The organism is Phenylobacterium sp. (genome assembly GCF_035944335.1).
Lineage (GTDB): Bacteria > Pseudomonadota > Alphaproteobacteria > Caulobacterales > Caulobacteraceae > Phenylobacterium.
In genome coordinates this window covers 1-11,204 of record NZ_DASZBG010000095.1, presented here as the reverse complement: position 1 = coordinate 11,204, position 11,204 = coordinate 1, and the positions used below count along the sequence as shown (strand labels likewise).

The 11,204-nt window shown below is 69.2% G+C and carries 12 protein-coding genes and 1 tRNA gene; 7 read left to right on the top strand and 6 right to left on the bottom strand.

The genetic code is table 11. The features are described from left to right. The 3 genes from VGT80_RS16060 to VGT80_RS16050 form a co-directional block, all read left to right on the top strand. A partial coding sequence (locus VGT80_RS16060; RefSeq protein WP_327457565.1) for an FkbM family methyltransferase occupies positions 1–439 on the top strand: 439 nt, incomplete at its 5' end. A gap of 105 nt (positions 440–544) precedes the next feature. Next, complete coding sequence (locus tag VGT80_RS16055; RefSeq protein ID WP_327457563.1) at positions 545–1,231, top strand: pepsin/retropepsin-like aspartic protease family protein; 687 nt, start codon at positions 545–547, stop codon at positions 1,229–1,231. Beyond that, positions 1,228–1,542 (top strand): hypothetical protein, encoded by a 315-nt coding sequence (locus tag VGT80_RS16050; protein ID WP_327457561.1) that lies wholly within the window; start codon positions 1,228–1,230, stop codon positions 1,540–1,542. The genes VGT80_RS16055 and VGT80_RS16050 overlap by 4 nt, the downstream gene beginning before the upstream one ends. 33 nt (positions 1,543–1,575) lie before the next feature. Here the strand turns inward: VGT80_RS16050 and VGT80_RS16045 are convergent. The 3 genes from VGT80_RS16045 to dnaK form a co-directional block, all read right to left on the bottom strand. Further along, a tRNA-Arg gene (locus VGT80_RS16045) sits at positions 1,576–1,652 on the bottom strand. A gap of 70 nt (positions 1,653–1,722) precedes the next feature. Further along, positions 1,723–2,886 carry a molecular chaperone DnaJ gene (gene dnaJ, locus VGT80_RS16040; protein WP_327457559.1) on the bottom strand — a complete coding sequence of 388 codons (1,164 nt, stop codon included), beginning with the start codon at positions 2,884–2,886 and terminating at the stop codon, positions 1,723–1,725. Between the two features lie 169 nt (positions 2,887–3,055). Further along, on the bottom strand, positions 3,056–4,978 hold the full coding sequence (gene dnaK / locus VGT80_RS16035; RefSeq protein WP_327457557.1) for a molecular chaperone DnaK: 1,923 nt from the start codon (positions 4,976–4,978) through the stop codon (positions 3,056–3,058). 335 nt (positions 4,979–5,313) lie between these two features. Between dnaK and VGT80_RS16030 the strand changes: the two genes are divergently transcribed. After that, a complete protein-coding gene (locus VGT80_RS16030) occupies positions 5,314–6,192 on the top strand; it encodes a dienelactone hydrolase family protein (RefSeq protein ID WP_327457555.1) in 879 nt (292 codons plus the stop codon). Between the two features lie 4 nt (positions 6,193–6,196). On the opposite strand, the gene VGT80_RS16025 is transcribed toward VGT80_RS16030, so the two are convergent. Together VGT80_RS16025 and VGT80_RS16020 are read right to left on the bottom strand one after the other, a co-directional pair. After that, positions 6,197–6,520 carry a hypothetical protein gene (locus VGT80_RS16025; protein WP_327457553.1) on the bottom strand — a complete coding sequence of 108 codons (324 nt, stop codon included), beginning with the start codon at positions 6,518–6,520 and terminating at the stop codon, positions 6,197–6,199. A 25-nt stretch (positions 6,521–6,545) separates the two neighbouring features. Further along, positions 6,546–6,953 carry a hypothetical protein gene (locus VGT80_RS16020; RefSeq protein WP_327457551.1) on the bottom strand — a complete coding sequence of 136 codons (408 nt, stop codon included), beginning with the start codon at positions 6,951–6,953 and terminating at the stop codon, positions 6,546–6,548. 151 nt (positions 6,954–7,104) lie between these two features. On the opposite strand from VGT80_RS16020, the gene VGT80_RS16015 reads away from it, so the two are divergent. After that, positions 7,105–9,435: an FtsK/SpoIIIE family DNA translocase gene (locus VGT80_RS16015; protein WP_327457549.1), complete on the top strand. Its 2,331-nt coding sequence runs from the start codon at positions 7,105–7,107 to the stop codon at positions 9,433–9,435. Here VGT80_RS16015 and VGT80_RS16010 read toward each other — a convergent pair. Further along, positions 9,432–9,680: an excinuclease ABC subunit B gene (locus VGT80_RS16010; RefSeq protein WP_327457547.1), complete on the bottom strand. Its 249-nt coding sequence runs from the start codon at positions 9,678–9,680 to the stop codon at positions 9,432–9,434. The two genes, VGT80_RS16015 and VGT80_RS16010, sit on opposite strands and share 4 nt — an antisense overlap. 101 nt (positions 9,681–9,781) lie before the next feature. On the opposite strand from VGT80_RS16010, the gene VGT80_RS16005 reads away from it, so the two are divergent. Together VGT80_RS16005 and VGT80_RS16000 are read left to right on the top strand one after the other, a co-directional pair. After that, entirely contained in the window at positions 9,782–10,408 is a 627-nt protein-coding gene (locus VGT80_RS16005) for an outer membrane lipoprotein carrier protein LolA (RefSeq protein ID WP_327457545.1), read from the top strand. Positions 10,409–10,663: 255 nt separating this feature from the next. Beyond that, the coding region (locus VGT80_RS16000) for an exodeoxyribonuclease III (RefSeq protein ID WP_327457543.1) at positions 10,664–11,204 on the top strand (541 nt) is incomplete at its 3' end.

Below are 11,204 nucleotides of genomic sequence, written 5' to 3'. Positions count from 1 at the left end.
GTCGGGCGAGGCGGTGCTGATGGTGCCCAAGAGCGAGGCCGGCTACTCCAACCAGGGCGCGTCCCTGTCGGTCGACAAGCTGAACGGCCAGGCGTTTGGCGCGGTGACCGTGGAGGCCAGGCGCCTCGACGACTGCGGCCTGGTCAACGTCGGCTTCATCAAGATCGACGTGGAGGGCTTCGAACTGCAGGTGCTGAAGGGCGCGGCCGCAACCCTGCGCCGCGACCGCCCCAACCTGGTGGTCGAGATCGAGGAGAAGCACACCAGGCGCCGGCTCGCCGACATGATCGCCGAGGTCTGCGCCTATGGCTACCGCTGCCTGGTGCTGAAGAAGGGCGTGCTCACCGACTTCGCCGAGCTGGACCTGGCAGTCAGCCACGACCCCGAGCGGCCCGCCGACTATGTGTTCAACTTCATCTTCCTGCCGGTTCCTGAGTAGGGTTTCGGCTCTATCGATTGGCCAATGGGGGCCCCGCAACAATTCAAACTCGCGGCATGTTCAGCGTCCAAGGACCCGGTGCGCCGCTGTATCGAGGGAGGATTCATGAGGTTTCGTCCAGCCGCCGCCGCGGCCGGGAGCGCGGCCGTCCTGCTGCTGCTCACGCCCTTTGCCGCCCATGCCGCCGGGTGCGCCCTGAAGACCACCACCGTGCCCGTCGAGATGCAGGGGCTGCGTCCCATGGTGACGGCGAAGATCAACGGCCAGCCGGTCAAGCTGCTGGTGGATTCCGGCGCCTTCTACAACGGTCTGGACGCCAAGTTCGCCGCGCAGCAGAAGCTGAGGCCCGTGGGCGTGGAGTCCCTCGGATCGCACTTCGCCGCGGCCGCCAAGGTCGACACGTCGGGGATCGGCGGGGCGGATCTTTCCAGCACGGTGGTGAAGGTCCCCGAGTTCGAGTTCGTCGGGGCCAAGTTCAACAATGTGCCTTTCCTGACCATCAACCTCGGCGGCAAGGTCTCGGGCAATCTTGGGCAAAACTTCCTGCACCTGATGGACAACGAGTACGACCTGAAGAACGGCGTGATGCGCCTGGCCCAGCCGGAGGGCTGCGGCAGCTCGGCCCTGGCCTACTGGGCCGCGCCCGGCGCGGCTTTTTCCGCCTTGCCCCTCGACACCAACGCCCAGGGCGCGGACAGCCACACCATGGCGACGATCACCATCAACGGCGTGAACATGCGCGCCCTTTTCGACACCGGGTCCACCACCACGTTCATCACCGCGCGGGCGTGAAGACCGGCGATTCGGGTGTGACGCCCGCCGGCTTGAGCGTCGGCATCGATCGCGCCGACATCAAGACGTGGCTCGCCCGGTTCGCCAGCGTCAAGATCGGCGACGAAGAGATCAAGAACGGCCTGCTGCGGATCGGCGAGACGGAGGCCAAGAATTTCGACGTGCTGATCGGCGCCGACTTCTTCATGGCCCACCACGTCTACGTGGCGAACAGCCAGAACCGGATCTACTTCACCTACAACGGCGGCCCGGTCTTCAACGTGCGCACGTCGGAGCCGGCGGCCAAGCCGGAGGATCGCGCGCCCAAGTGAGGCGGCGGCTAGGGGCTCGGAAGAAGGGGCCGCTGGCGCACCCGACACGATTCGAACGTGTGACCTTTGCCTTCGGAGGGCAACGCTCTATCCAGCTGAGCTACGGGTGCGTTCCGGCGGAGCGTGTCTCTAGCCGAAAGGCGGCCGGCTCGCAAACCATCCCTCCCTCAATGGGAGGGATCAGGCCGTGCCCTTGACCTCGTCCCAGAAGCGCTTGGCCTTGCCCATGAAGTTCGCGGCCTTGGGGTGCTGCTGCTCGCCGCAGCAGCCGGCGAGTTCGCGCAGCAGCTCCTTCTGGCGCGCGGTGAGGCGGGTCGGGGTCTCGACGAACACCTCGACCACCAGGTCGCCGCGCTCTCGCGAGCGCAGGGACGGCATGCCGCGGCCCTTCAGTCGGATGGTCTGGCCGGTCTGGGCGCCCTCGGGCACCTTGACGTCGAGCTTGCAATTGCCGTCGCAGTTCTCGCCGCCGAGCAGGCAGGGGGCCTCGACCATCCCGCCCAGCGCCGCCGTCGCCATGGGCACCGGCACGGTGCAGAGCAGATCCAGGCCGTCGCGCTCGAAGAGTTCGTGCGGCCGGACCGAGACGAAGATGTAGAGGTCGCCGCGCGGGCCGCCGCGCGATCCAGCGTCGCCTTCCCCGGCAAGACGGATGCGCGCGCCGTCGTCGACCCCGGCCGGGATGCGCACCGACAGCGTCCGCTCGCGGCGGATCTGGCCCTGGCCGCGGCATTCCTCGCAGGGGTCCATGACCATCCGGCCGGAGCCGCCGCAGCGCGGACAGGCGCGCTCGATGGAGAAGAAGCCCTGCTGGGCGCGCACGCGGCCCGCGCCGCCGCAGGTGGGGCATGTGGTCGGGCTGGTGCCGGGCTTAGCGCCGGTGCCCGCGCAGGGTTCGCAGGTCAGGGTGGTGGGGGCGGTGATCTCCACCTCGGCGCCGGCATAGGCCTGCTCGAGGCTGATCTCCAGGTCGTAGCGCAGGTCCTGGCCGCGGGCCGGGCCGCGGCTGCGCTGACCGCGCCCGAACATGTCGCCGAAAACGTCGCCGAACACCTCGTTGAAGATGTCGTGCACGTCGTGGAATTGCTGACCGCCGCTGAAGCCGCCCCCCATTCCGCCCTGGCCATTGAGGCCCGCGTGGCCGAAGCGGTCATAGGCGGCCCGCTTTTGGGGATCGGAGAGGACCGAATAGGCCTCGTTGAGTTCCTTGAAGCGGCCCGCCGCATCCTCGCATCCGCCGTTGCGGTCGGGGTGGTGCTCCATGGCGAGCTTGCGGAAGGCGGCCTTCAGCCCGGCCTCGTCGCAGCCGCGGTCGACGCCCAGGATCTCGTAATAGTCCCGCATCAGCTCGTCTGGCGCTCTAAACTGTCACTGGGAGTGGAGGTGGGATGGCCCCCGCCGCGCTGCAAGGCTTTGGACCGAGCGGGCGAGGGCCTGTTCACCAGATAGGCGGCGACGTTCCCCAAGGCGATCTCTTCGCATTCGATGCTGAAGATCGCCATGAGGCGGGTTGTCACGCCGACTTCTTCCCGTCGCCGTTGACTTCCTCGAACTCCGCGTCGACGACGTCCTCGGAGCCCTCGGCCTTGGGTTCAGCCTGACCTTCGGCCTCGCCCGCGCCCGCGGCGCCCTGCTGGGCCGCGTACATGGCCTCGCCGAGCTTCATGGACGCCTGGATCAGCGTCTGGGTCTTGGCCGAGATCGCCTCGGCGTCACCCGATTCCAGCGACCCCTTCAGGTCCTCCAACGCCGTGGTGATGGCGCCCCGCTCGGTCTCGCCGACCTTGTCGCCGTGTTCGGCCATGGCCTTCTCGGTCGAGTGGATGATGGCGTCGGCCTGGTTCTTGGCCTCCACCAGCGACTTGCGCTTCTCGTCGTCGGCTTTGTTGCTTTCGGCTTCCTTGACCATGGCGTCGATGTCGTTGTCCGAGAGGCCGCCGTTGGCCTGGATGCGGATCGACTGTTCCTTGCTGGTCGCCTTGTCGCGGGCCTGGACGTTGACGATGCCGTTGGCGTCGATGTCGAAGGTGACCTCGACCTGCGGCACGCCGCGCGGGGCCGGCGGGATGCCGACCAGGTCGAACTGACCCAGCATCTTGTTGTCGGCCGCCATCGGCCGCTCGCCCTGGAAGACCCGGATGGTCACCGCCGACTGGTTGTCCTCGGCGGTCGAGAACACCTGGCTGCGCTTGGTCGGGATGGTGGTGTTGCGCTCGATCAGCGGGGTGAAGACCCCGCCCAGCGTCTCGATGCCCAGCGTCAGCGGAGTGACGTCGAGCAGCAGCACGTCCTTGACGTCGCCTTGCAGCACGCCCGCCTGCACCGCGGCGCCCAGCGCCACGACTTCGTCGGGGTTCACGCCGGTGTGCGGCTCACGGCCGAAGAACTCCTTCACGGTCTCGACGACCTTGGGCATGCGGGTCATGCCGCCGACCAGGATCACCTCGTCGATGTCGGACTTCTTCAGGCCCGCATCCTTCAGCGCCTGCTCGCAGGGCCCGACGGTCTTGGCCACCAGGTCTTCCACCAGGCCTTCGAGCTTGGCGCGCGAGATCTTGATGTTGAGGTGCAGCGGGCCCGAGGCGTTCATCGAAATGAACGGCAGGTTCACCTCGTACTGGGTGGTGAACGACAACTCCTTCTTGGCCTTCTCCGCCTCTTCCTTCAGGCGCTGCAGGGCCAGCTTGTCCTTCCTGAGGTCGACCGAGTTCTCCTTTTTGAACTCGTCGGCCAGGAAGTCGACGATCCGCAGGTCGAAGTCCTCGCCGCCCAGGAAGGTGTCGCCGTTGGTGGACTTCACTTCGAACACGCCATCCCCGATCTCGAGGATCGAGACGTCGAAGGTGCCGCCGCCGAGGTCGTAGACGGCGATCTTCTTGCCTTCGTTCTTCTCAAGCCCGTAGGCGAGGGCCGCGGCGGTCGGCTCGTTGATGATCCGCAGGACTTCGAGGCCCGCGATCTTGCCGGCGTCCTTGGTCGCCTGGCGCTGGGCGTCGTTGAAATAGGCCGGAACGGTGATCACCGCCTTCTCGACCTTCTCGCCGAGGTGCTGCTCGGCGGCTTCCTTCATCTTCTGCAGGATGAAGGCCGAGATCTGCTGGGGCGAATAGTCCTTGCCGTGGGCGCGCACCCAGGCGTCGCCGTTCGGGCCCTTGACGATCTCGTAGGGCACCATGCCCTTGTCCTTCTCGACCATGGGGTCGTTCCACTGGCGCCCGATCAGGCGCTTGATGGCGAAGAAGGTGTTGGACGGGTTGGTGACCGCCTGGCGCTTGGCGGGCTGGCCGACGACGCGCTCGCCGTCTTCCATGAAGGCGACGACGGACGGCGTGGTCCGCGCGCCCTCGGCGTTCTCGATCACCTTCGGCTGCTTGCCGTCCATGATGGCGACGCACGAGTTCGTGGTGCCAAGGTCGATGCCGATGATCTTGCTCATTAACTTACTTGCTCGCTCCTTGTTGGCGGACGCTGCGGGGAAGCCTTCTTAAAGCGAAGCGCCTCTGGTCGTGCCTCGTCCCCGGTTCGATCAGCCGCCGGCGGCGCCCTTAAAGGGAAACACCGGCGTCGACTGCCGATATGGGGGAAATTGCCGGCCCTGCAAGAGCGAAAGCCCCTAATCCTGACAAGGACATACCCCTAGCACCCTTGGCCGCCGATCCCCAGACGCATGGCAAGCTTCGGGTTTCCGGGAAGCGCCACTTTGACTCCGCGCCGCCCGGCGCCGCAGGATCGCGCCTTCGAAAACAACGAAACCGCAAGCGGAGGCGCGCCATGGTCACTCTCACTCGAGCCGAAGGCACCTGGACCGGGGACCTGGACCTGACGCGGCGCGGCATAGCCCTGGCGCTGGCCGGCGGCTACGCGGTGGCGGCCTTCTCCGCCGAGGCCGACCCGATCCACACCGACGAGACCGGCCTGGTCACGGCGACGGTGGATATCTCCACCGCCGATCGGAAGATCCCCGGCTATCTCGCCCGGCCCGCGAGCCCCGGCCGCCATCCGGTGGTGTTCGTCAATTCCGAGGTGTTCGGCGTCCACGAATGGGTGAAGGACGTCTGCCGTCGCCTGGCCAAGGCGGGCTATGTGGCGCTGGCGCCCGACCTTTTCGTCCGCACGGGCGACCCGTCCAAGACCACCGACATGAAGCTGGTGATGTCCATTGTTGCGGCGCAGCCCGAGGCCCAGGTGCTGGGCGACACCGCCGCGGCGCTCAAATTCCTCAAGGCCCAGCCGTTCACCGACATGAAGAAGCTGGCCGCCACGGGTTTCTGCTGGGGCGGCGGCGCCACCTGGCGCGACATCGAAACCTTCCCCGAGTTCAAATGCGGCGTCGCCTGGTACGGCCCGTTGAAGAAGGGCCCCTATCCGCGCGAGGCGCCGCTGGACCACGTCAAGGAGCTGAAGGCGCCGGTGCTCGGCCTCTACGGGGGTCAGGACAAGGGCATCCCGCAACCCGATGTCGAGGCCATGCGCGAGGCGATCAAGGCGGCCGGCAAGACCGCCGAGATCATCGTCTACCCCGACGCCCAGCACGGCTTCCTGGCCGACTACCGGTCGAGCTACAATCAGGCGGCCAGCGAGGACGCCTGGAAGAAGATGCTGGCCTTCTTCGCCGCCCACGGCGTCGCGCCGGCAGCCCACAGGGGCTGAGCCCCTATCGCTTGCTGACCAGGTCCAGGCGGGCGCGGCCCTTGCCGTGGCCCTTCGGGGTCAACCTGGCCGAGGCGAGCGGCGGGAGGGTCGAGAGGTCGAGGCTGGGGGACGGGCGACCGTCGAGGGTGACCGCCGTGCGCGCCGGATCGATCACGCCGCTCACCGCCACGTGGCCGGTCCAGGTGGAGACGCCGTGCGCCTGATGCACATCGTCGGCGGTGATCACCAGCGGCTGATCGGCGGCCGGCGGCGGCGGAGCGGCCGCCGCGGCTCCGGCGAGCGCCAGTCCCGCGAACGCGGCGGTCAGAACGGCGCGGATGCGCATGACGGCGGGTCTCCTTGTGGGGCGTTCAGTGCGGCGGCTCTTCGGGGGGCGGCGCGGTGGGCGCGGGCGCATCGGGCGGCGGCGGGGCGGTCGTGGCCGGCGGCGGCTTGGTCGCATCGGCGGTCTTGGTCGGCGGTGTGGCGTTCACCGCCTGATCGGGGGTGTCGTCCGAATTGTCAGCCTGGTCGGCGTTGGTCGCCTTGGGGGCGGGCTTGGCCGGCGCCTCGATGCGGTCCTGGCTGAGCGGGGTGGCGTCGGCGGCGTTGATCGCGGTCGCGGCCGGCCCGCCGCCCCGTCCGGCCGCCCGCTCGCCCGGCAGCCGGCCGCCGCGATCGGGCGCATTGATGATCCCCATGGTGAAGGCGCTCGCGGCGCCCAGCGCCAGCAGGGCGGCGACCCACTGCGTCACGAGGCGGGGCATGGTCCAGGTCATGGCGCCGACCCTAATCACTCCGCCTGCGGCGCGGAAGCGCGTTTCCGGCGTGATGCTCCCCAGATGGGGGAGTCACGGATAGTAAACGGCTCTTAACGCTTTCGGCCGCACACAGGGGGTTCACGAGCGGAACTCCTTGGGGCGTTGAGGCATGGCGCGGGCGGCGCGGAAGACCGGCATGGCGTGGGCGATGCAGATCGCAGGGCTCGCCTGGTCGCATCCGCATACCGCCCGCATGCGCGGCGGCTTCGTGGCGGCCGCCGGCGTCGGGCTGGCCGCGGCCTTCGCCACCTACAATCCCGCCGATCCCAGCCTGAACGCCGCCGGCCCGGAGCGGGCGACCAACATCATGGGCGCGCCCGGCGCGGTGACGGCCGACATCGGCGTGCAGTCCCTGGGCCTGGCCTGCGCCTTCGCAGCCTTGCTGATGGTCGTCCTTGGTCTCAGCCGCGTCACCGCCGCCGAGCCCGGCGAGACGCGCGGGTCGATTCGCCTGCGGGCCCTGGCCGGCGCGTTCGGCGTGCTGACCTTTTCGGGCGCGCTCGCCATCCTGCCGCCGCCGGCCGTCTGGCCGCTCGCCAAGGGCCTGGGCGGCCTCTGGGGCGACGCCCTGCTCGCCGGCCTTGCCCGGCTGCTGACCCTGGCCCACGCCCCCATGGCGGCCGGCGTCGGCGCGGCGATCCTCGCCGTCGCTTCGGCCGTGGCGCTAGGCTGGTCGCTCGGCGTGCAGCGCCTCGACCTCGCCGCCCTGATCTCCAGCCTGCGCGAGATGGCCCGCCCCAAGGCCTCGGTGAACCTGCCCGAGCGCACCACCCGGGTGTCGCGCCGCGCGCTGCGCGAGGGGATTCCCGACGCCGCCCTGGACCCCACGCCGACGATGGCGCTCGACGCCGGGCCGCTGAAGGTGAAGCCGCCCAAGGCCCCGCCCAGGCAGTCGGCCCGCGAGGAGCGCGAGGCCCAGTCGACCTTCGAGTTCGTCCGCCCCGGCGGCTTCCGCCTGCCGGAGCTCGGCATGCTGGCCAAACCCAAGCCGCGCGCCGCCCAGTTCGACGAGGGGGCGCTACGCCAGAACGCCCAGCTGCTGGAGAGCGTGCTGGCTGAGTTCGGCGTCCGCGGCGCGGTCGACCAGATCCGCCCCGGCCCCGTCGTCACTCTCTACGAGCTAGTCCCGGCCGCCGGCGTGAAATCGGCGCGCGTGGTGGCGCTCTCCGACGACATCGCCCGCTCCATGAGCGTGGCGGCCTGCCGCGTCTCGGTGGTGCCCGGCCGCAACGCCATCGGCATCGAGCTGCCCAACCAGAAACGCGAGACGGTCTATCTGCGCGACCTGCTGGCGGCCCACGAATACGAGCGCGGCGGCCAGTCCCTGCCGGTGGCGCTGGGCGAGACGATCGGCGGCGAGCCCTACATCGCCGACCTCGCCAAGATGCCCCACCTGTTGATCGCCGGCACCACCGGCTCGGGCAAGTCGGTGGGCGTCAACGCCATGATCCTGTCGATCCTGTATCGGCTGACGCCCGAGCAATGCCGGCTGATCATGATCGACCCGAAGATGCTGGAGCTTTCCGTCTACGACGGCATCCCGCACCTGCTGACGCCGGTGGTCACCGATCCGAAGAAGGCCATCGTGGCGTTGAAGTGGACCGTCCGCGAGATGGAGGACCGCTATCGCCGCATGTCGAAGATCGGCGTGCGCAACGTCGCCTCCTACAATGAGCGCGCCGCCGAGGCCGCGGCCAAGGGCGAGCACTTCGAGCGGACCGTCCAGACCGGCTTCGACGAGGCGGGCCGGCCGATCTTCGAGAGCGAGAAGATCAGCCCGGAGGCCATGCCCTATCTGGTGGTGATCATCGACGAGGTCGCCGACCTGATGATGGTCGCCGGCAAGGACATCGAAGGCGCCGTCCAACGCCTGGCCCAGATGGCGCGGGCCGCCGGCATCCACCTGATCATGGCGACGCAACGCCCATCGGTGGACGTGATCACCGGCACCATCAAGGCCAACTTCCCGACCCGCATCTCCTTCCAGGTCACCTCCAAGATCGACAGCCGCACCATCCTGGGCGAACAGGGCGCCGAGCAGCTGCTGGGCCAGGGCGACATGCTCTACATGGCCGGCGGCGGCCGCATCACCCGCCTGCACGGGCCCTTTGTCTCCGACGGCGAGGTCGAGGCGGTGGCCAGGTTCCTGCGCGAGCAGGGCCAGCCGCAGTATCTGGAGGAGGTCACCGCCGGGGGCGATGAGGAGGCTGAGGCGGGCGACTTCGGGCTCGGCGGCGACGGGGACGGCAACGACCTCTACGACCGCGCGGTCGCCGTGGTCACCCGCGACGGCAAGGCCTCCACCAGCTACATCCAGCGCCGCCTGCAGATCGGCTACAACCGCGCCGCCTCGCTCATGGAGCGCATGGAGCACGAGGGCGTCGTCGGCCCCGCCAACCACGCCGGCAAGCGCGAGATCCTGGTGAGCGCCGCGCCCTAGCCGCGCCGCCGGCCGCCCGGCTTGTGGCCCTTGGTCATCGGGTCGGGACGCCTGGGTCGGGCCGAGCCTTCGCTGGCGTAGCGCTCCTGGCTGGAGCCCAGCCCCATCTTGCCCGGGACCTGTTCGCGCAGCTTCGACTCGCCGCTCTCGATCCGCGCCAGCGCGCCGCGCAGCAGCTCGGCGGTCTCGGCGTCGCCGGAAGCCTCAGCCTCGGCGATCCGCCGCTTCAGGTCGTCGACGATCATGGCGCAGGAACGGTCGCCGAAGCTTCGGCGTTGCGCAAGCCGCCCCCGATCCGGCCTATTGGCACCCTATTGCCGCCGCCTCGCCGCGCTAGGACCCGTCCATGCTCCCGACCCGACGCACCGTGACCCTCGCGCTCGCCGCCGCGGCGATCGCTCCCACCGCCCTCGCCCAGGGATCGCTCGCGCCCCAGGATCAGGCGTTGGTCGACAAGGCGAGCGCCTATCTGCAGGGGCTCGAGGAGGCCCGCGGCCGCTTCGTGCAGACCGACGCCCGCGGCCAGGCGACCCAGGGGACCTTCTTCCTGAAGCGTCCCGGCAAGGCGCGGTTCGACTACGATCCGCCCTCGGGCCTCGTCGTGGTCTCGGACGGCGGCGCGGTGACCGTCGCCGATAGCCGCCTGCAGACCTTCACGCGCTATCCGCTGGGGGCGACGCCGCTGTCCCTCTTCCTGGCCAAGACCATCCGGCTGGACAAGGGCGTGGTGATCACCGGCGTCGAGCGGCAGGGCGCAAGCTTCACCATCGTCGCCCGCGACGGCCATCGGCAGACCGCCGGCCAGCTGGCGCTCACCTTCACCGACAGCCCGATGCAGCTCACCGGCTGGGCCGCCACCGATGCGCAGGGGCGCACCACCCGCGTCCGGCTGATCGGCCTGGAGCGCACCAATGGTCTCGACAAGGCCCTGTTCGTCCCCAAGGACCCGCGCCGCAACCCGGGCCGTCTGTGACAATCTGGACACACGCAAGGCGCCGAGCGGGATTCCTTTGACTTGGCCGAGAGCCTGTGGCGATAATGCCACTACGTCGTCCGGGCGAAATTTCGAGCGGACGAACCCGTGCCGGAACAATCCCCTCCCGGCCGCGGCATGAGAGACAGACTTGCGCCCGGGCGGCCCACCGTCCGGGCGCTTCTTTGGGCGGTTCTTCGGCCGCTTCGTTTGGGCGCGCTTCCACATCCGGGGTCCGGCGCCATATGGAGAGCCATGCGGCTTCGCCTCTGCACCTGGAACGTCAATTCCGTCCGTCTGCGCGCCGAGCAGGCCGCGCGGTTCGTGGCCGAACAGGCCCCCGACGTCCTGTGCCTGCAGGAGATCAAGTGCCGGGAGGGCGAGTTCCCGGTCGAGGCCTTTGTCGAGATGGGCCTGCCGCACCTGAAGATCGCCGGCCAGAAAGGTTGGCACGGCGTCGCCATCGCCTCGCGCCTGCCGATCGAGGATGCCGCCAAGCTGGACGTCTGCCGCGAGGGTCATGCCCGCTGCGTCGGCGTGACGGTGGCCGGCGTCGAGATCCACAACTTCTACATCCCGGCGGGCGGCGACACGCCCGACCGCGCCGAGAACCCCAAGTTCGACCACAAGCTCGACTTCTACGAGAAGCTCACCGCGGAGCTCTCGAAGCGCGACCCCAAGGCGCCGCTGGCCATCGTCGGCGACCTCAATGTGGCGCCGGGCGAGTTCGACGTCTGGAACCACAGGTACATGTCGAAGATCGTCAGCCACACGCCGGTGGAGGTGGAGGCCTTTG

Coding starts and splice junctions, on each gene's coding strand:
- VGT80_RS16055 (WP_327457563.1), top strand. CDS start 545: ATGAGGTTTCGTCCAGCCGCCGCCGCGGCCGGGAGCGCGGCCGTCCTG.
- dnaJ (WP_327457559.1), bottom strand. CDS start 2,886: ATGCGGGACTATTACGAGATCCTGGGCGTCGACCGCGGCTGCGACGAG.
- dnaK (WP_327457557.1), bottom strand. CDS start 4,978: ATGAGCAAGATCATCGGCATCGACCTTGGCACCACGAACTCGTGCGTC.
- VGT80_RS16030 (WP_327457555.1), top strand. CDS start 5,314: ATGGTCACTCTCACTCGAGCCGAAGGCACCTGGACCGGGGACCTGGAC.
- VGT80_RS16025 (WP_327457553.1), bottom strand. CDS start 6,520: ATGCGCATCCGCGCCGTTCTGACCGCCGCGTTCGCGGGACTGGCGCTC.
- VGT80_RS16020 (WP_327457551.1), bottom strand. CDS start 6,953: ATGACCTGGACCATGCCCCGCCTCGTGACGCAGTGGGTCGCCGCCCTG.
- VGT80_RS16015 (WP_327457549.1), top strand. CDS start 7,105: ATGGCGCGGGCGGCGCGGAAGACCGGCATGGCGTGGGCGATGCAGATC.
- VGT80_RS16010 (WP_327457547.1), bottom strand. CDS start 9,680: ATGATCGTCGACGACCTGAAGCGGCGGATCGCCGAGGCTGAGGCTTCC.
- VGT80_RS16005 (WP_327457545.1), top strand. CDS start 9,782: ATGCTCCCGACCCGACGCACCGTGACCCTCGCGCTCGCCGCCGCGGCG.